Genomic DNA, 20,091 nt, shown 5'->3' with positions numbered 1-20,091 from the left:
GCACACAGGCCCAGTTAACTGGCTCCAGCCAGAGCCACTTCAGGGTTATCTTGTAAGCTCTCAGACTTGGCATTCCTGCCATGTAAAATTCTGTAGAGTGCCGGTAAGACTAAAAGCGTCAGGATTGTTGATGAGACAATACCGCCAATAACCACCGTAGCCAGTGGGCGCTGTACTTCAGAGCCAATACCAGTATTCAGGGCCATGGGCACAAAACCGAGTGAGGCAACCAGTGCGGTACTAATGACCGGACGTAAGCGGATCAGGGCGCCCTCAATAATGGCCTTTTCTATGCTGTAACCTTGGTCACGCAGATCCCGAATAAAGGAAACCATTACCAGGCCGTTAAGGATGGCAATCCCGGAAAGTGCGATAAAACCAACGGCTGCGGAAATGGAGAAAGGGATATCCCGCAACATTAAAGAGAGCACACCGCCGGTTAATGCGAGGGGTATACCGGTAAAAATAATTGCCGCATCTTTTATGGAGCGAAGTGCCAGCAGGAGAAGCCCCATAATCAACACAAGGGTCAGCGGCACTACAATCGATAAGCGTTCAGTAGCAGACTGTAGCGTTTGATAGGTTCCGCCGTATTCAACCCAGTAACCGGGTGGTATTTCCACTTTATCGGAAACGGACTGCTGTACATCAGCAACAAAGCTACCCAGATCCCTACCCCGCACATTGGCCGTTACCACTACCCTGCGTTTACCGTTCTCGCGGAAAACCTGATTGATACCGGCAGTGAGTTCCAAGCTGGCAATTTCCTCCAGGGGCACATAGTTGCCATTGGGTCGATGAATCGGCAGTTTCTTTAGCGCATCCAAATCCTGGCGCAATACCTCTGGCAAACGCACAACAATATCGGTGCGGCGGTCTCCTTCATAAAAGCGGCCAGCAACCGTACCTCCCAGGGCGGTTGCCAGCTGCTCCTGTACCTGATTGATAGCCAGCCCATACTGGGTTAGTGCGGCCTGGTCAGGAACAATGGCGAGAACCGGTAAACCGCTGGTTTGCTCCATCTGTATATCAGCAACGCCTTCTACACTGCCAATAGCCGCTTCAATTTCACCGCCCAAACGCTCTAATTGCTCAAAGTCATCGCCAAAGACTTTGATCGCCAATTCCGCACGCACCCCAGCTAAAAGCTCGTTAAAGCGCATCTGGATTGGCTGGAGAAATTCATAGCGGTTGCCGGGGATTGGCTCTACCAGCTTTGCCAGCTCTTCTACCAATTGCTCTTTCGGCTTATCCGGATCTGGCCACTGAGACCTGGGTTTTAGGATAATAAAGTTATCGGCAACACTTGGGGGAACGGCATCGGTAGCCACTTCCGCAGTACCAATTTTGGCGAATACACGCTCCACTTCGGGCAACTCTTTAATCCGCTCCTCCAAGGATTTTTGTAGTGCAATCGCTTGTTCCAGGGATGTGCCGGGAATACGCAAGGCGTGCATGGCAATATCGCCTTCATCCAGATTCGGCACAAATTCGCTACCCATTCTGCTTGCCGTATAACAGGAAACCAACACCAGTAGCGCAGCAATAGCGACAACCATGCCACGCTGGCGCAGTGCAAACTCCAAGGCCGGGCGATAAAAGCTATTCAGCTTCTCAAGTGCAGGGTTTTTCTTTTCGATCACCGGTTTGCGAAATAGCAGCGCTATGCCGGCTGGCACCAAAGTGATGGAAAGAAACATCGCAGAAAGCAGCGCAATCACCACGGTAATTGCCATCGGATGGAACATCTTGCCCTCCACTCCGGTCAGGGCAAAAATGGGTAAATACACGGCTGTGATAATGAAAACACCAAACATGGCCGGGCGAATCACTTCCCGCGTCGATTGAAATACCAGGGTAAGCCGCTCTTTAAGACTCAACTGGCCACGCTCGCGGGCGGATTCGCTGAGACGTCGCAGACAGTTCTCGACAATAATGATGGCCCCATCCACCAACAAGCCAAAGTCCAGCGCCCCCAGACTCATCAGGTTTGCACTTACGCGGGCCTGAACCATGCCGGTGATAGTCATTAACATGGCTACCGGAATGACCAGCGCAGTGAGAATTGCTGCGCGAACATTCCCCAGCAGCAGGAAAAGAACCGCGATAACCAGCAGCGCACCTTCCATAAGATTGGTTTGGATCGTGCGCAATGTCTGGTCAACCAGACCTGTACGATCATAAACCGCAGTCAATGTGATACCAGGCGGTAGGCTCTGTTTGATATCCTCTAGCTTTTCACCAACTGCACCTGCAACGGTGCGACTATTTTCGCCAACCAGCATGAAAACGGTGCTCATCACCACTTCCCTGCCGTTCTGAGTAGCCGCCCCGGTGCGCATTTCGCGCCCCTCTTCGATCTTGGCCAAGTCGCCAAGGCGAATAGCAACGCCATTCACTTCCGCAACCAGGAAATCCTTCAGTGTCTCTAACGAGCTTGCCTGCCCCGGAACCCGCAACAACCACTGGGCGCCACTGTGTTCAATAAAGCCTACACCGCGGTTACGATTATTCTCCTCGATCGAGCGAATCAGGTCTTCCTGCGTCAGGCCGAATGCCAGCAGTTTATCCGGCTCTATAGCAATCAGAATTTCTCTCTTGAACCCGCCGATCGGATTGACTTCCACCACACCAGGTACACGCAGTAACTGCGGGCGCACAATCCAGTCATGCACCGAACGCAAGTCTTTAGGTGTTACGGCACTGCCATCAGCATTGGTGGCTCCAGGTTCAGAGTCCACTGTGAACATAAAAATTTCACCAAGACCCGTGGCGATGGGTCCAAGCTCCGGCTCCAAACCAGCAGGCAGTGCACCACGTACACTAGTGAGCCGTTCATTCACTAACTGGCGGGCAAAATAAATATCGGTGCCATCTTCAAAAATCACCGTAACCTGGGACAACCCATACCGCGAAACGGAACGTGTATAAGCAAGGCTCGGCAATCCAGCCATTGCATTTTCCACAGGGTATGTAACCCGTTGCTCAACTTCTTTTGGGGTATACCCCGGTGCCTCCGTATTAATAACCACCTGGATATTGGTAATATCTGGTACTGCATCAATGGGCAGCCGGGTGAAATTCCAAATCCCCAAACCGCACAGTAATAGCACAAGGGCAATAACCAGTCCGCGATTTTGAATTGAGGTTCTTATCAAGTACTCAAGCATGTCGAACCCTCAGTGATCGTGGGATGCACCGGACTTTTCAATGTCCGCTTTAATGATGTAGCTGTTACCGGTGACATACTCGATTCCCGGTCGAATCCCCCCCAGCACTTCAACCCAATCACCGGCTTCACGCCCTAACTCCAACATACGCACTTCATACTGGTCGCCCACCTTGGCATAAACGACAGTAAAATCGCGGAACGCCTGTAAACCGGAACGCTTGACGGCAAGAGGCACCTCATATTCAGCAACTTGGATATCGCCGCTTACAAAAGAACCCGGTGCGAGGCCTGCGGGAATATCTTGCAGTGACACTCGAACGGCGGTGGCCTGATTGGGTTTCATCAAAGTATCAATTTGTTTCACTACCCCGAGCAGAGGAGTATCCAAGGACTTGATATTGACGGAAACGGGCGCGCCCTGGCGAATCTGGGGGCGTGTCGAGGGAAAAACATCCAGCTCTGCCAACAAAGCAGTATCATCGGCAACCGTTAATAAAACTCGACCTGCGGTCTGTTCACCAGGGTTTACATTGCGCTGGACAACTACACCGGCAATTGGTGATTGAATAGTGTAGGTGTTTAGGTTTTGATTGCTGTTAATGGCAATTAGGGGTTGCCCTTTTTTAACGCGCTCCCCCAATCCCACCTGCACAGCTTCTACATAGCCGTCGAAACGTGCACTAATTTCACGTACCTGCTCTGGGTCTACAATAAGCCTGCCGTAAGCGCGGCTGGTTTCACTCATCCTGGCTGGGCCAACGGTTTCCGTATCAATTTCCATGGATTCAGCAATAGCGGATTCAATACGGGTTCGCCCCTCAAAGTTATCATATTGCCAACGGTGTTCTTGCCCCTGGTACTTGGCTGTTAGAGTCACAACAAATGAGTGGGGCTCATAGATCACCATATCACCACGCAGATAATCCCCCTCGGGCCTGAACTCGATGTGATCCTCTCCATCTCCAAGCCTTGTAAGAACCACTTTAAGATCAACCTGCTGAGGATTAACCAGCTCTCCATCATTACTCACCCAAACCCGAAACTCCGGGGGAACACCAGTTTCATAAATACTTAGCTCAACGGCAAAATCACCTTCTCGCAACATGCGCCCACGATTGGGCCCTTTTTCCGGTTCCGCCCCTGCGACAGCTCCGGCCGCATAGACACTGCCGCTGCCACTAAGTAACAAAGAAAGTAAAGCACTGAATATCAGGCTGGAAAAAACTGCGGATCTCATATCTCGCTCTCGCTTATCTGTGCCACTGACAGGCCGGTGAGTTTTTCAATTTCAATCAGGCTAAGGTGTGCGTTGTACTGTGCCTGGAGCAGTGAAAGCTGCGCATCGGTAAGTCCCTGTTGGGCTAGTGCCAATTCCGAGTAGTTATAGCGGCCACGTCGATAGGCTTTTTGCGTAGCGGTGAGCGCCTTATCCAGACTGGGAATCATCTTTTCATTCAAGGCGGCAGCCACGTGCCGGTGATGCTGTAGCCTTTGGGTCATCACAAAGAGTTGTGTATCCAATGCAATCTCTTTCGCATTTCTTTCTGCTCGGAAACGATTCTGTTCCGCCCTCAAAGCAGATACCTTGCCGCGATTGCGATCGCCCTTTCCTAGTGGGATTGCGAAGCCGGCCACCAATCCATAATCTCCGCTCGCTTCGTTGCGACGAATTCCTGTATCAATCCGCCACTGAATGCCCGCTTCTGCACGTGCCAAATCAATTTCCGCCTGCTTCACGCGCTCGCGGCTCATGAATATTTCCAAATTTGGGTTGCTCGCAACCAAGCTTCGCAATCTAGATAAATCAACTTCTGGAATGACACTGGAAAGAGAGCCCGCCACCCCAAGAAAGCTGGGCTCTCTGGAGCCCCACTGGGCAGCTAATTGATATCTGGCAATATCCAATTCGTGTTCGACATCTTCCACAGCTAAGAGTCGACGCTGCAAATCGACTTCAGCCCGAAAAGCATCGGCTTCATTCGTTCTGCCAACACTAACCTGACGATTAATTTCAGCGGTCATATTGCGAGCCAGGTCGACAGCTGTTTTAGCAATTTTCAGGCGTTCCTGGTGCGCCAGGACCTGGAAAAAGTAACGCGCGGTATTAGCGGCAATTTCCAATTCAAGAACCTGCTTTTGGGCCTCAATCACAGGAGTCTTGCTGCGTGCAGCCAATACACGTTTTTCTGCGAGATCACCCTGTAATAGCCAACTGATGCCGACTGTTACCTGGGAACTGTCGTTGCCATCGCTGCTCTTATCCTCTCCCACCCCCTCAGCGGCAACACTAAGCTCCGGTCGTGGTCCTAGCTTGGCGTGCTCGGATAGAGCATCCACAGCTTCAAACTGATATCGGTAACCCGCCAGTTCAGGGTGATTTTGCAAGCTTTTAAGAATTGCCTGCTCATAAGTGAGGCCCGATAACTCCTCGCCCTGCTCTGCCCTAAGGGCCCCACTCAATGCGACTGAAATGAACACAGCCCCGGCCATAAAAAACCGATCTATAGTCGGTTTTTTAGTTATGACTAAACGCAAACAATTAAACACTTCGGCTTCCTTAGTGGGAGAACAGGGTTTCGACGGTGTGGTGGAGCGCATCCACCGACACAAGGCAAGTGCCAGTGAGAACTACAAACAATCCAGCTAACAATAAAGGGGATAAGTTGCGCCCCTTATTATCAGACAGCAAGTAACGTATACGGGCATCCAACTGGTCAAGAGCGAAATAACAGACCAATGCTGAACTTCTCTCTTTGGGCTGCAACCCATTGGAGATACGGGTTACCTTAAGCAGGGTTTGGGCGATAAAGGTCTCACTCCACCCCTGCCTATGGGCATAAGCGTCTGCACGCTGCTCCATACACAGCGCCATCTGCCGATTCAGATAATTCCCCAAACGCGTAGGGAAAAAGCTGGCAAACAAAGCGAATATTAATTTCTTCAGAGGATCAAATTTTTGCGCATGGGCTTCCTCATGTAGGCGCACCACCTCAAACTCTTCCGCTGTTAACTGGTCTCGCAGACCGCTGGTATAAAACCCTTGTGGACGGAGCAGACCACTGGTGAAAGCTTGGGGACCCTGGGCCTGGATAATACTCTGATCAGACTTATCCCTTTCGCAAAGTTGCATTAACAATCGGAGCTGCGCCAAATGACGATGAACTCGTTTAAAACTTTGAAACACCAAAAACCCGGTAAGGAAAAGAAACGCAATGGTAAAAACACCATGCCAACTGTAGAGATTAAAAGCGTTGATATGGTGCCAGTGCGCCAGAGATGCAACGCCCCCTAAAAGGTTTGGGAATGCCAGGATAACAGCGGCAGAGAAAGCCGCGAACCACGGCAGCAATACCGCGCTCCATAGCAGTAAACGCCGACTACTGGCAGACAAGCGAAGTGAATGCCGGGAAGCAGAAAGGCAGGCAGCTGACACCAGTATAATGCCGACAAACAGGCCAAGCGCCGCAATAGTCAACAGGTTTAGCCAGAGTGCAACCTGCCCCAAAATCATTCGCGATCACCCTGCTGGCGTTTTACCTTCTGGCTTTCGATCAACTGCTCCAGTTGCTCTAATTGACTTTCGCTCAGTTCCGATGAGATAGAGGTAAATGCGGCTACCAGCCCGTTCTCATCATCAACAAACTCACGAGTAACGTCTTGAATCAGCTGCCCGACAAACTCATAGCGCTCCACTGCCGGGCTGTATTGGAATGCATGCCCCTGCTTCTCCCGGGACAGCAAACCTTTCTTGTAGAGGCGGTCCAGCGTGCTTTGGATGGTATTGAGAGATCCTCCACGGGCCCGGCTCAAGTCCGAGTGGACCTGTTTGGCATCCGCAGATTTTCTATCCCAGAGATATTGGAGCACCTGTTTCTCAAGATCGCCAAGTCGCATAGACCATTATTCCAACAGTGAAAATCATTCTTTGAGTGATGGTAGAACGTCAAAAACCGATCGTCAATAGGTTTTTCTGATGGTATAAACCTATATCAACTACGATTTATCATGCATCATCTCCACTCGCTCTCTCGGACTGATTATCTTGGCATCCATATCTACTTTGGGACCAAATACCCGATCCGATACTTTCCTAGGGAACTTTATCTTTTCAACAGTCCCACCTGTTTTTTTCGCCACCAACCTAAAGCCATCCCATCCAATAAAATAACCTAGTACTGCTGAAACAATATAAAGAAAAATATATGATGCAATTAATATTTCTCCATAAGATAGAAATAACAAATCACCAACATCGCTTACTCCCACTGCAGTTCTTGCTCCTCTGGCAAAAAATGCAATATATGCGAATAAAGCAAATGTAGGAGGGATAAAACCAAGCATTATGCCTCTCATTATTTTATCCAGCTGGCTTGGCTTATACATTAATTACTGACTCAATTTACCTGAAAGTGGAAATAAAAAAAATCCAATCATAGTTAAGTTACTCAGATGATGGCCCAAGGGGTTTAGCGGCACGTAACTAAGGATTTACACCATCGATTTTAACCTAGAGATATACCAAATAAAACACATCAAATTTTTGACAATTGATGACTTAAATGAGCTCAAGTCTTGTTGACCTTTACTTAACCATTACCGCTGTACAGAATAGTTAACAGGTCATATATAGAAAGACATAATGAATGTCGTGCCTAAGAGAAGAAAGTCTTTTAATTGCGCTACACTTATTGATTGTTCCACTTAAAGTACCCATCTACAGAAAGTGCCCGCGCTAATTTGTGCTATCAATCATAAAATGTGAAAAGTTACCATGAAAGACGAGAAAATATTAGTTCTTGGAGCAGGTTCAGTTGGCTCATATCTAGCTACAAAACTTTACAATGCGCAGTACCATGTAGACGTCATAGGCCGAAAAGCTGAAAAAGTTGGAAGACAACTTTACATCAATAACAAAAAGTATAATTTCCCTCCAGTTTCTAAAGCATTAAAAAACGGCATCACTTATGACATTGTACTGTTAACTTCCAAGCTTTTTGATGTAAAAGAAAATCTGGACCTTTTAGCCAAAAGCAAGATCAAGTCAAAAATCAATATTTTGCTGCAAAATTGTATTTTTGACACATCCGAATTTATAGGCTCAAGTGAAAGGAATACTTTCATCGCTGTTGTTAATGACGGATTTAATTTGCGTGGCAATCAGCTCACTTACATTAGAGGTAAAGGCTTTCTTATAGAAAAAAGTGAGCACACATGTAAAATATATTCCGTATTTAAGGATGCAGAAATTGAGATAGCTACAACCAAACAGATCTCTCAGCAGAGAGCTATAAAAGCCATCTTTAACTGCTCAACCAATATATTCTCTGCGATTTATTTAAAGAACTATAAAGGTTTATTCGAAGACGAAAAAATAACTAAAAGGATAAGAAATACATACTTTGAGTCATATGATATTTTATCAAGAAAGATTGAATTTGATCAAAGTAAAGAGACTCTTTGGGACAACATTTATCATAGAGTAAAGGATATGAATCATTACCCATCCACTTACCAGGATATCAAAGAGAATAAAAAAACTGAAATTGCCTCCTTAAATGGCCATATCGTTGAACTCGGAAGGAAGATGAATATCCCCACTCCTTACAATTTCAAAGCGATAAAGGAGTTCAACTCAAGATATCCAAACCTATATTAAAATTATATTCTAATATATTTTATCACTAACATATAATTATTTTTAATGGTTGACCTACCGAAATCCATAACCTGTAGCACAAACTCTTCACAAAGGAAATACAATGAGTCCGTTAGCATATTGACTCATTGTATGCAAATGAAGTATTAGGGGTTATTTAAAGGATCCCAAGCTTTATTAACTGCTGCTTAGCCATTTTAACTCTATTCTTTTGAACCTCGCCAAACGTATCCCCGTCCATATTAAGCGCAAAGTAATGCACATTATCCTTGGATTCCACAATACCAATATACCAGCCTAATGCGTATCCTTTTGAGGTTTGCCCTCCACCCGTTTTTGCATAGAATTTATATTTGTCAGTTTCCTCAACCAGCATGATTTTTTTAAAAGAAACCAATGTATCTGAGGATACCGGCAGTTGCCCACTAAATAACTTATGTAGGAAGTTAACCTGTTCTCGAGCAGAAATCTTTAAACTACCATCTAACCAGAAACGATCCACTCCAGAGGAAATATCCATATTTCCGTAGTTAAATCTTGTCAAATACTGATTCATTCTTTCCACACCAACCTGAAAGGCGATTTGCTGGTATATAGGAACTGCAGAGTTTTGGAACGCAGCCCGTATTGGGAGTGGCTTTTCATACCAAACCGTAGGCCACCACCTCTGTGCTGGGTACTTCTCATGGTCGTAAGTGAGCTCTTGATTCAAGCTACTTACAACACCCAAATCCAGGGCTATTAAGGTATTGGGTATTTTAAAGGTGGAAAAAGGTGAAAGCCTTGTATCTGCCCTGCTTTGATTGATAACTGTAAACTTGGATTCACGTTCACTCTTAAGAACAAATGTACAGGACTCATCACATATCAAATCCTCGGAAGCCCAAGCATGACTAGTAATCAAAAATGCAAAAAAAGTGCCTACTCTCAAGCAACGTTTAATGACATTCATTATTTTCTAAACCTTTTTTTGATTGAGGCACTAAAAATCTGTCAGCAAGCTAAAACACCGCCAGTCAATGCCCAGTAAACCACTAACATAGCAGTTATCCAATGGACTGGCATCTCAAATAAAATCAAATCTTCATTGAAGCTGAAGTTATCTTCGTCTTGGAACTATGTGTACGAAATCGGTATATGGTATAAGAATTTGCTAACCGATATACTTTCGATAGCTTTCAATACGCTTTTGGAGCCTGGCACCCAGCAACTCATTTGCTTCATGTAAATGTTGATAGATAACCATTGCCTCTTGCAGGTATGCAGATTTCCTCACTGAATCCCAGTGTGCCGGTGGTTCAGATAAATTAGCTATTCGGTCCGCAAGTTTTACCATCCAAATTTCTTTAGGCTGAAGCTTAATACGCTTAAGCGAATCAAGCATCTGTTCCTGCTTTGTAACTAATGTATCGTCTTTAGTGAGTGCCTGAACACCCTCAGCTACATCCCCACCAAATGTGAACTTTATGAGTTCAAAATCAACCTCAGTATCTTCCAAAGTATCATGGAGTAAAGCACACTGAATGGCGAGGTTACCGTTAAGGTTAACATCTGAAGCTAATCCAAAGATCAACTCCATAGCCACACTTCCGATATGATTAATGTACGGGAAATCTTGACCAGCTACCGAACTAGCGTACCTTTGCCCACTATGTACTAAGGTTGCAAAATTCCAGGCTTTGAGATATACGTCTTGCGACCAATTTAACTTCATTAAACCCCTGCGTTTATTAATGCTGGTAGTGAATTCATGGTTGTAAAACTTATAACACCATCAATATCACATTTTTCATTATATCGATTGTAAAAGAAAGTACTCATACCGGCTTTGGAACCCGCTTCGACACCTACGGGCCCATCATCTACTACGACACACTGTTCAGCCGTATAACCCATCCCTTTGGCAGCATGCAAATAGATACCAGGATCAGGCTTCCAGATCCCCACATCATATGAGCTGTATAGGTTATCGCCAAAATAATGAGATAACCCACATAGCTTTAGCGCATGCTTGATTTTAGACAATGGCCCACTGGAAACCACAGCTTTAGGCCCATTCAGTGCCTCAAGAGCGTTGATCACACCATTCACTGGCTTTAGCTCTCTATCGAACAGGTCTGATACTACCGAGCGATATTCATCAACAAAATTATCCGGTAGAGTCACCTCATTCTCTCGCTCTAAAATCACGAGAATACTGGCCAATTTCCATCCTCTAAAGCGTATAACCAACTCATCCGGATCAAGCTTTATGGCGTATCGATGGAACATTTTGGCCAAACCGATATTACAGAGATACTCACTGTCAACTAAGGTACCGTCATTATCAAAAAGAAAGCACTTATCCATTACACTCTCCATTTATATAAATTCACCAGAAGTCATTCAGCCAGGATAGTTGGCAATTAATATTGACAAGGCCGTTTACTTGAATATTCGATGGGAGGTTAAAGGTATAGTATACTAATTAATTTGCAATGATATCTTCGATTATTACTGGGGATGAGAGCCACTTTTGAGCTTATCTCTTTATTACTTGATCTAGGCAGGAACCCAATAGTATCTAACCTGACAGAGAAGTCCCTGCCAGATTAGAAATCTTCTAAATATCAATTACTGACTACTTTTCAGCAGTACGTGGATGGGGCTTATATCTGCCCTTACCTTTCACCTTATGCCACGCTCTTTGAGCATCAACAAAACCGAGACCTGTATTGTTAGCCCCCAGATGTGAGTGTCTTGCTGTCGATTGAAGTGCTTGTACTACCCTTTGAGTTGCCTCACTCCCAGAGAAACCATAGTGTTCTGCAGCATCCAGTAAAAGAACGCTCACTGCTGCCAGTTGTGGCGCGGAAAAGGAACTACCGGACTCAAAATTGTTGCTTGAAGCTGAGTAGACCGCATCACCCGCGATTGCAAAGCTTCGATCACTAGCCAACTGATTGTACCCAGGCACGGTGGCGGTCAGTGAAACCTCATTTGAAAAAGGCTGCATATTAATCGCGAACATTAAGTTCTCATCACCAGGCTGACCCTCATTTCGCACAAGAAATGATTTTATTAACTCCAGGTCGTAAGTGAAAAAGCTACCAAGCGGCGGCAGACCTAAGCGCTCACGAACATCTGTATTTACTCCATCCAAGTCTGTTCCTGTATTACCAATGGACTTTGTAAAGATTTTTGTCTGCAGGATACTGGATAAATGATCGGCAAACTCCTGATCTAACTGATCGTCGGTAATGTGAAATGCCCTGCTCATGTTGATAACACTAATATCCTCACGAGCACGCATGTATTCCATAGCTTCGTTGTAAGTTTTACTCTCTGTACTCACTGGAACAATAGTGGCCTTAGGCGCGATATCCAGGATGATATCAATCACAGTATTTCCGTGCAGAAAAGTAATAGGGTCACCAAATTGAACTTCAGCCTCAATATTTGGGTACATTTCACGCTGCTCCTTCAATCGTATAGGGTCAAATAAATCGAATACCGCTATAACGATCCCTTCTCCATCAAAATGCCTAACTAAACTTTGCTGTTTAAGACTGTAGCTCGGCACATAGGGCAATAAAAATTCATTAATTGCTAACCTGAACTCATCCAATTCATGAATAGCTGCTTCAAATGCCGGCAGATGCTCTTGCTGATAATCTTCCGGCTGGAAAGTGTACAATAGTTCAGCCAGTACAATAAATTCAGTAATAGACTGGCCCCACTTATGCATCAGTAGATCTTCTACCATGTATAAAGATTTATACCTTCCCTGGTATTGATCGAAATCAGCTGCTAAGTAGCTATCAAATATCGGAGTAATGGGCTCTTCCCAAGACCAGGGAGTAAGCTCCTTGATGGTATCCAAAGACTCTCGTGCTTGCTCTACGTTCGGGTCAGATGCGAGCACTTTAAAACTGAATACAATCAGTAGAACCGTCAATATAACCTTATTCAAAACTATTTTCCTTTTATGCTGGAATTTATTTGGATATTTTAGTTTGGACTACTACAAGCCAAGGGTGACAACACCGCAATTTCTCCCCGGCAGGATCTCTTAGCAGTGAATAAATAGGAACATGGAAGATACGGAAAGGCAATGATAGGCTAACAAATTTTGAGTAAAGTCACATTCAATTGAATAGACTTTAAATTGAAAAATCAGGAGGAGATATTGAACGATTCAGATCTATTTGATAACAATAAGTGAGAAACCAGAGTACGGTCAATGATGCCTAGTTTATCTTTACTAGATTAGAATTCATCTGACAAGCACCCTCTAAAAAATGTCACTGTGAAATCAAGCCTGAAATCAGATTTAACACTATAAAATCTGCATTCAATCACGTCTAAGATCGATTTTAAGTTTCCATATTTTGCCCCAGTGAATATGATTGCCGTAGAAAATAGGTTCTTTCAGGCTATGATTTCTTGAGGTTAAACTTACCTGGCTCTTTTCGAGGGTACCCGCGCTTCTATTTACGCCCGATCTGACGGGAATCAGGACAACATACCCATATCCCCCTTTTTTTGCCCATTCTTTGGAATGAAGGTGATCCAAGTCACCCAGACCTCTATCAGGCTTTTCGAAACCAGCTTTCTCCCACGCAGTTCCATAACTTGTATAATTAGGGTTGACCCAAATATGCTCTTCCTCTGGAATATAATCCCTCAGTGTCGAGTTTGTAATATTTTTTAAGCGGAGAGCATTACCTGAAGTAACTCCTGGGATTGATATAACGGTTCCAAGACTCCTTAAGACTTGCTCATCTCTAACCGCAACAGGCAAGTCATCTTTTAAAACTAGAGTGTCGCGCTTTTCATCATACGTTCGATTGAAGTCATTTTCGTCTATTGTAAACATCATTTCTCTCTAATTTTTATTAAAACCCAGAAATCAATTTAAAATATAATTATCAATTTATTTATGCATCATAAAAAATCCATCTCCTTCTGATTACGGAGATACTTTAAGGAGCGCTATACAAAGCACATCATACATAGCGGAACAGATAATCATGACAGGCAATCAGGACGAACAATATTTGATCACCTCATGAAGAGACCATGGGTATATACGCTTTTGCCTGAAAGCGATCTCAATATTTATGGTATTCCCCGATGTGTCAATAGCTCTGACACTTAATGCTTTATAAGAGGGCAAATCTTCGGGAAGTTTAAGCAGAATTGGTCCATATCGACTGTACTACTCATGAACTAGGAGATTTTTTATACTTCAGACCTAAACCCAGCTCGTCAAAATGCCTACCCATCAAATGTTGATATATGTCCTTTGTAGGCATAATCACTCACTGAAAATCAAGATTAACAATGGACTTGATTATGCCTACGCTTACTTAGAATTCCTTTTTAATCAATTTAACAGCTTCCTTTGTGGTTAATATATCATTAGCCATATACTTGAAGTTAATCATTGCCGCTTCGTAGCCATCACCCTCAGGCAAATTTGCACCAGCTGTTGCATCAGTTACAACAGCCACTTCAAACCCTTGTTCTAACAGTTCGCGCATATGAGATTCTGTGCATAGATTTGCAGACATCCCTGCAAGAATTACTTTATCAATACCCTGCTTTCTCAATTGAAGTACTAAATCATTTGTTTCAGGGCCATAAATTTTATGTGGGCCGGTCACAACAGTCTTACCATTATTTATATATGGCTTATATTGCTCCAACCAATCAGCTCCAGAGTTTTCAAATCCATTTAAACTTAGAGGGTCCTCTCGGTTGAACATACCAAGTTTGTGCATTACCACTTCGAGGTTCCCCTCAAACTTCCACTTGTGATCATGAGGATAGTAATAATGCGGAGAAATAAATAATGGCACATCCTTTTTCCCTGCAACTTTCATTAACCGTTCAAGGTTCTGAACTGTATTATTTTTTTCTACACTTTCCCCCACTACACCCCAGGTTACACCATTAGGACTTAAGAAATCATTCTGCGGGTCGGTTATTACGATTGCAGTCCGCTCAGGATCAATTTTCATTCCAGGTTCAGCTTGATCGGCAAAGCTATTCAGTGAGAAAGAGATAAGTCCTAGTGTTACAACTGGCGCTACTAGATTATTTAAAAAGTTCATCAGGTATTTTCCTATCCAAAGCTCTTAAGTTATATAGGGTAAGTAAGCAGGACATTGCTAGCGCTTAACCTGGAACGTATAATATCGTCACAATCTGTATGATAAATGCTTAAAAGTATATATTTCATGTCAGATCGTATGACTGTATGGTTTTTAGGTATTCGCAGCTATGGACGTGTTAAGTGATTTGCTCAGGGTTTTCCACTTAAAAGCACATGTTTTTTTACACAGCCAGTTTTATGGCGCCTGGCGGGTAGACACCTCCGGAGAGCAAAAGGCCACCTTTCATCTTGTTACTCGTGGTGTTTGCTGGTTACATTTACCCTCTAAGGATGTGCCAATACCATTAAGGGCCGGTGACTTGGTGGTATTTCCTCATGATGCTGTTCATACAATAACCCATAGTCAGGACACACCAGATCTTCAACTGGAACTTAACCAGCCTAACGAAGAGGGACAGGCTTCAGGCAGGGCTGCTACAAGTTTAATATGTGGTTATTTTGAGCTCGATCACTTTAGCTGGAATCCTCTTCATGAAGATTTACCTGAGGTTTTAATCGTTCAGAATGATTTGGCTGAAGGTGCTGCATTAATTGAAACGGTGACTCGCTTTATAACATTTGAGATAGAAAACAATTTGCCTGGAGAGAAAATCGCTATTGATCGCCTATCAGAAATTTTATTTATTTATATTGTGCGGGCTCATATGAAGAGCTCACAGTTCACCGATGGATACATTAAAGCACTCGCGGACCCCAAGCTGGGAAAAGTTTTACAGTCTATCCATTCTGACCCAGGTTACTCGTGGACAGTTGATAAATTATCCAAACGAGCTGCTATGTCTCGATCCTCATTTTCTGAAAAATTCCTGTCTTTGGTGAAAAAAACACCAATGCAGTATGTTACCAATTGGAGAATGCAGCGTGCTCACCAAGAGTTTTATGAGAAGAAAAATTCAACTGCTCAAGTAGCCCATCAGTTTGGCTACCAATCCGAGGCCAGTTTTAGTAAAGCATTTAAAAAACATTTTGGCTATGGCCCTGGAGCAGCAAGAAGGAAAGGCATCGAATCTTGACATTTCTAGTTATTTTTTAATAACTCAATAGCCTCTACAGCCTTCATAAAGGAGGGCTGAGTTAGATTTTACGTGATTCCCCCTCTTCTCTGGCTCTAGCTCGCTCAGCCTCCAGAATGACCTGCTCTACAGAATACTTTATTGCACAAATCATAGTAGCTATAGCGCCAATAAATGTTGTAAACCAAAATGAAACATTTAGCGCAACGAGAATAAGTGACATTACACTCACAGCCAGCAATTTTATGTTATCTAAATGAAAATCAAAAAATTTACGGTCAAGCAAACCCATATGAAAAACAAGGAACAAGCCAATTGCAGCACACGAGACAATGGCTAAAATCGCAGAGGAATCATCTCCAACTTTTACAAACTGATAGAATCCATAATAGACAAACCATCCTAAAAAAGGGCTTAATAAGGCTACCTTTCCAGCAGCTATATCTTTAGAGATATGACGCCAAAAAATTGACCACCGGTTATTTCTACCCTTTTCAAGATTAGTTAATTTAGCCGCTCCAAAAGGAATAGCTAGCAATCCTCCAATAATCATTGCAAAAACTATAATCGTTGTTATTGTTTCCAGTATCAGATACCACATAAATACCTAGCCTCGTCACTGCTTTGATATAAAAATCATATCTAGCGGACAGTAGAAACTATTTTTGCTGAGGAATACAGATCATTCTTAGCTATATGGAGCCTGCGCCAACTTTTATTCGCGCATTGTCCAGGTGATCACAAACCATTTCCATCCCATCCAGCACTCTAAAGGTATGTCTCTGGATAATATCTGGGGGTACAAAATAGAGACTATCATTTTTCACCGCATTGAGTGTCGGATACGCTTTCCAGGCATCCAGCCAATCTGGCCGGCTTTTCCCCATGCCGCTGGAAATAATCACTTCAGGATTCCGGTTAAGAACAGATTCGATACTGATCTTGGGCGCCAAAACCATCGCATCAGCAAATGCATTGCGGCCACCACAAGTTTGGATCACATCGCTGATCAAATGCTCGCCGTTGAGTGTTTGGAGGGGATCATTCCATACCTGGTAGAATACACTTACCGGTGTTTTTTTCTTGTTGCTATGCTGGAGTTCATTTAGTCTCTTAAGCCACTCGCTTGCAGTGCGATCCGCATTCTCGCTTGTGCCGGCAAGTTCGCCAAAAAATCTTACATTCTTTGCAATATCTTCCAGAGTTCGGGACTCAGTGACGAATACCGTAAACCCGAGATCATCCAGCTTTTGGATCATTTCATCGCCATTTCCCGACCCCCAGGCGACAATCAGATCCGGTGTCAGAGCCAGCAAAGATTCATAGCTTAGTGCTTTGTAATTGCCAATCTTTGGTAGCTTCTTTGCCTGCTCAGGATAATCGCTGTAGCTAACAGCAGCAACCAGCTTCTCTCCCGCACCTGCGCTGTAGAAATTTTCTACAATATGTGGAGCCAGGGCAACAATCCGCTCTGCCGGCGCTGGCAATTCGATCCAGTGCCCCCGTACATCCTGTACACGTACTGGTTTATCGGCCCAACAAGAGCCTGTCCATAAAAGGCTCAAGGTGGTAATGAAGATTGTGAAAATACTCCGAGACATCATTTAACTCGTCTAACTCTAAACTTATTGTTTTGTAACACTCAAATTTTAAACACTGGCAAGAGCTACCCACAGAATTAGTATTGCGAGCTCAATAATTTCGACCAGGCCACCCAGACAATCACCGGTATAACCACCAATAGTTTTCTCCCATAAATGACGCCAACAAAGAATCAGCACAGGTAAAGCACTAGCCATTCCAACTACGATGGCCATAGGAGCTGTTGCGAAAGCGATGGCCGTAACGATAATGACCACAGACAATAGCTCCCGTCTTCTCTTTGAGCCAGAGGGTGGAACAAAACCCTCCACACGGGCGTAGTCTGAAATACTCATTAGAGATAACGCTGCCGTCCTGGCCAACATCGGCGACAGTACCAGCGGCAGGTATATCCAGTTTTCTATCGCATCCAGTTCGGCTGTAAGTAGAGTTGCGATCGCTGCGAATTTAATCAGTAGAAATACAACAAGTGCAACAACCGCAACTGAGCCACAATGTGGATCATGCATTACAGTGAGGATTCGACTGCGCCTCTCTTCAGGATCAGCACATTTGTGACCGGCAAAGTAGGCATCAGTACAATCGGCAAGACCATCAAGATGTAAGGCACCAGTTAAAATGACCCAAAACCCCAGCAATATTGCCGCCTGTAGCTGAATTCCCAGTGGGGCCAGCAGGTATGCTGCGGCCGATAATAGAAGCCCAATAACAACCCCAACAAACGGATAGAAGTAAATTGATCGCTCTACTGTTTCTTTATCGACCCGGTACAACAATCCCGCGACTGGCAGCCGGGTAAGAAAGACCAGTGCATATAGGAATGCCTGGATAAGACCTGAAAATTTACGGACAATAAACATAGGCATCCTGCCCCGGATAGGGAATCCCGAAAGTCCCGCTATTGCAATCGTATTCCATTGACGCGGCAAATCCATAGCCTACCTGTAACGACATCATCTGACCGGGCCCCCAACCATTGGCAATGGTCAGCAGTAACTTGATCACGCCACCATGGGTTACCAATAATAGAGATTCTCCCGAGTAGCGCACAGACAGCTCGCTAATAGTCTGTAGCACCCGGGACCGGAAAGATGTGAAAGGCTCACCGCCTGGGGGACAGTGCTTTTCTGGCTCGCGGCTCCATGCATTACACAAGGTTTTGTGCTCGGTCCAGATTTTGTCGATCGCTTGCCCTTCCCATTCACCGAAACTAATTTCGCGGATACCGGGAACAAGATCTACTGGCAACTTTCTTTTGTGGCCCAGCTGGGCAGCAAATGCTTGGCAACGACCCAGTGGGGAAGTGATAATTCTATCCCATGGGCCGGTAAGATCCCTGAGTCCTTGCCACATTTGCTCCCAACCTTCTTCAGTTAAGGAGACATCAATCTGGCCACGAAATATACTACCGCCAGCACATGCGCCATGTCGTAACAGGTCAATCCTCAATCGGTACACCTGCTTCGCTAAATGTGAACATCTTGTTATGCAGGTTAAGCGCCTGCCTGATAATACTTATAGCCAGAACAGCACCAGTACCCTCCCCCAACCGCATATTGAAGTTGAGCATAGGACTAACCCCCATACACTCTAGGGCCAGTTTGTGCCCAAGTTCATCCGACAGGTGCGCAAATAAGAACCAGGGTTTTACAGAGGGATTGATAGCTCCAGCAACAGCAGCTGCAGCCGTGGCCATAAACCCGTCAACCAGAACCGGGGTTCCCCGCTGGGCGCAGGCGATAAATGCCCCGGCCAGGGCCGCAATTTCGAAACCACCGAGAATTTGCAGAATACTCACGGGGGAATCCAGAGCAGCGCTGTGCTGCTCCAAAGCAGATTCAATCAGTGCAATTTTTCGGGCGAGTACATCATCACCGATACCTGTACCTCTCCCTGTGATTTCTGGAACTTTCAAATCAAACAAAGCAGCAAAAATTGCGGCTGCCGAGGTGGTATTACCGATCCCCATATCCCCGCCGATAAAACAATCACTATCGGTAGAGTGCCTTCGTCCCACATTAAACGCACTTATGAGCTGCCCATAAGTCATCGCGGGTTTACCTTGGGAAAAATCCGCTGTAGAAGGCGCAATGACCTCATCGATCAATTCAGGGTGCTCAGTGGGCACCACACAGCCCAAATTAATAGCAGCAAAGTCTGCATTCTGCTCTCGACTCAATACATTGATGGCCGCCCCACCCTCACAGAAAATATTAAGCATTACTGAGGTAACGGCCTGGGGAAATTGCGAAGTGCCCTGGGCTGCAATACCGTGATCAGCTCCAAAAACACGCACAGATAGGCGTTCAAGTTGAGGCTGCCCTTTACCCTGGAACCCGGCAAAATCTACAGCAATAGTTTCCAACCGGCCGAGTGCGCCCTCTGGCTTTATCAATTGTTTCTGCCGGGCAATAGCTGCATTTCGAGCCGATTGATCTGGTGCAGGTGCCGGATTATAGAGCCAGCTCAGTTCATCAGACATAACCTT

General features: G+C 45.0%; 19 protein-coding genes. 2 read left to right on the top strand and 17 right to left on the bottom strand.

Annotated elements, in window-relative coordinates:
* Positions 1-14 precede the first annotated feature (14 nt).
* From ABWV76_RS04730 to ABWV76_RS04705, 6 genes are all read right to left on the bottom strand, one after another.
* A complete protein-coding gene (locus ABWV76_RS04730) occupies positions 15-3,170 on the bottom strand; it encodes an efflux RND transporter permease subunit (protein ID WP_020415319.1) in 3,156 nt (1,051 codons plus the stop codon).
* Between the two features lie 9 nt (positions 3,171-3,179).
* Positions 3,180-4,409: an efflux RND transporter periplasmic adaptor subunit gene (locus ABWV76_RS04725; RefSeq protein WP_020415318.1), complete on the bottom strand. Its 1,230-nt coding sequence runs from the start codon at positions 4,407-4,409 to the stop codon at positions 3,180-3,182.
* Positions 4,406-5,650 carry a TolC family protein gene (locus tag ABWV76_RS04720; RefSeq protein WP_353375369.1) on the bottom strand — a complete coding sequence of 415 codons (1,245 nt, stop codon included), beginning with the start codon at positions 5,648-5,650 and terminating at the stop codon, positions 4,406-4,408. Before ABWV76_RS04720 ends, ABWV76_RS04725 begins: the two co-directional genes overlap by 4 nt.
* Before the next feature lie 79 nt (positions 5,651-5,729).
* Positions 5,730-6,683: a M56 family metallopeptidase gene (locus ABWV76_RS04715; RefSeq protein WP_020415316.1), complete on the bottom strand. Its 954-nt coding sequence runs from the start codon at positions 6,681-6,683 to the stop codon at positions 5,730-5,732.
* The gene (locus ABWV76_RS04710; protein WP_020415315.1) at positions 6,680-7,066 is read right to left on the bottom strand and encodes a BlaI/MecI/CopY family transcriptional regulator; all 387 of its coding nucleotides are present in this window, start codon (positions 7,064-7,066) and stop codon (positions 6,680-6,682) included. The genes ABWV76_RS04715 and ABWV76_RS04710 overlap by 4 nt, the downstream gene beginning before the upstream one ends.
* A 99-nt stretch (positions 7,067-7,165) precedes the next feature.
* The gene (locus ABWV76_RS04705; protein WP_040629226.1) at positions 7,166-7,513 is read right to left on the bottom strand and encodes a hypothetical protein; all 348 of its coding nucleotides are present in this window, start codon (positions 7,511-7,513) and stop codon (positions 7,166-7,168) included.
* A 430-nt stretch (positions 7,514-7,943) separates the two neighbouring features.
* Between ABWV76_RS04705 and ABWV76_RS04700 the strand changes: the two genes are divergently transcribed.
* Positions 7,944-8,828 carry a ketopantoate reductase family protein gene (locus ABWV76_RS04700; RefSeq protein WP_020415313.1) on the top strand — a complete coding sequence of 295 codons (885 nt, stop codon included), beginning with the start codon at positions 7,944-7,946 and terminating at the stop codon, positions 8,826-8,828.
* Between the two features lie 157 nt (positions 8,829-8,985).
* Here the strand turns inward: ABWV76_RS04700 and ABWV76_RS04695 are convergent, their stop codons facing one another.
* The 6 genes from ABWV76_RS04695 to ABWV76_RS04670 all read right to left on the bottom strand — a co-directional run bounded on the left by ABWV76_RS04695 (position 8,986) and on the right by ABWV76_RS04670 (position 14,926).
* Entirely contained in the window at positions 8,986-9,780 is a 795-nt protein-coding gene (locus ABWV76_RS04695; protein ID WP_020415312.1) for a penicillin-binding transpeptidase domain-containing protein, read from the bottom strand.
* Positions 9,781-9,981: 201 nt separating this feature from the next.
* Positions 9,982-10,542: an HD domain-containing protein gene (locus tag ABWV76_RS04690; protein ID WP_020415311.1), complete on the bottom strand. Its 561-nt coding sequence runs from the start codon at positions 10,540-10,542 to the stop codon at positions 9,982-9,984.
* Positions 10,542-11,177, bottom strand: a complete 636-nt coding sequence (locus ABWV76_RS04685) for an HAD-IA family hydrolase (RefSeq protein WP_020415310.1) — start codon at positions 11,175-11,177, stop codon at positions 10,542-10,544. The genes ABWV76_RS04690 and ABWV76_RS04685 overlap by 1 nt, the downstream gene beginning before the upstream one ends.
* 271 nt (positions 11,178-11,448) lie before the next feature.
* Positions 11,449-12,780: a S8/S53 family peptidase gene (locus tag ABWV76_RS04680; protein ID WP_353375368.1), complete on the bottom strand. Its 1,332-nt coding sequence runs from the start codon at positions 12,778-12,780 to the stop codon at positions 11,449-11,451.
* A gap of 381 nt (positions 12,781-13,161) precedes the next feature.
* Positions 13,162-13,689: a hypothetical protein gene (locus tag ABWV76_RS04675; RefSeq protein ID WP_211214969.1), complete on the bottom strand. Its 528-nt coding sequence runs from the start codon at positions 13,687-13,689 to the stop codon at positions 13,162-13,164.
* 490 nt (positions 13,690-14,179) lie between these two features.
* Positions 14,180-14,926, bottom strand: coding sequence for a cysteine hydrolase family protein (locus ABWV76_RS04670; RefSeq protein WP_353375367.1), 747 nt, complete (start codon positions 14,924-14,926; stop codon positions 14,180-14,182).
* A 169-nt stretch (positions 14,927-15,095) separates the two neighbouring features.
* Here ABWV76_RS04670 and ABWV76_RS04665 point away from each other — a divergent pair, with 169 nt between their 5' ends.
* Positions 15,096-16,001 (top strand): AraC family transcriptional regulator, encoded by a 906-nt coding sequence (locus tag ABWV76_RS04665; protein ID WP_020415306.1) that lies wholly within the window; start codon positions 15,096-15,098, stop codon positions 15,999-16,001.
* 61 nt (positions 16,002-16,062) lie between these two features.
* Here the strand turns inward: ABWV76_RS04665 and ABWV76_RS04660 are convergent, their stop codons facing one another.
* The 5 genes from ABWV76_RS04660 to cobT all read right to left on the bottom strand — a co-directional run bounded on the left by ABWV76_RS04660 (position 16,063) and on the right by cobT (position 20,085).
* On the bottom strand, positions 16,063-16,602 hold the full coding sequence (locus tag ABWV76_RS04660) for a hypothetical protein (protein WP_020415305.1): 540 nt from the start codon (positions 16,600-16,602) through the stop codon (positions 16,063-16,065).
* 91 nt (positions 16,603-16,693) lie between these two features.
* Positions 16,694-17,602: a cobalamin-binding protein gene (locus ABWV76_RS04655; RefSeq protein WP_157533719.1), complete on the bottom strand. Its 909-nt coding sequence runs from the start codon at positions 17,600-17,602 to the stop codon at positions 16,694-16,696.
* Between the two features lie 48 nt (positions 17,603-17,650).
* Entirely contained in the window at positions 17,651-18,463 is an 813-nt protein-coding gene (gene cobS, locus ABWV76_RS04650) for an adenosylcobinamide-GDP ribazoletransferase (protein ID WP_020415303.1), read from the bottom strand.
* Positions 18,447-19,052, bottom strand: coding sequence for a histidine phosphatase family protein (locus tag ABWV76_RS04645; protein ID WP_353375366.1), 606 nt, complete (start codon positions 19,050-19,052; stop codon positions 18,447-18,449). The genes cobS and ABWV76_RS04645 overlap by 17 nt, the downstream gene beginning before the upstream one ends.
* On the bottom strand, positions 19,042-20,085 hold the full coding sequence (cobT, locus tag ABWV76_RS04640; protein ID WP_282950692.1) for a nicotinate-nucleotide--dimethylbenzimidazole phosphoribosyltransferase: 1,044 nt from the start codon (positions 20,083-20,085) through the stop codon (positions 19,042-19,044). Before cobT ends, ABWV76_RS04645 begins: the two co-directional genes overlap by 11 nt.
* Positions 20,086-20,091 lie beyond the last annotated feature (6 nt).

This window comes from Microbulbifer sp. NBRC 101763, from assembly GCF_040371615.1.
In the GTDB taxonomy this organism is placed as follows: Bacteria; Pseudomonadota; Gammaproteobacteria; order Pseudomonadales; family Cellvibrionaceae; genus Microbulbifer; species Microbulbifer variabilis.
The sequence above is the reverse complement of the archived record's forward strand: the minus strand, read 5'-3'. Positions and strand labels throughout refer to the sequence as shown.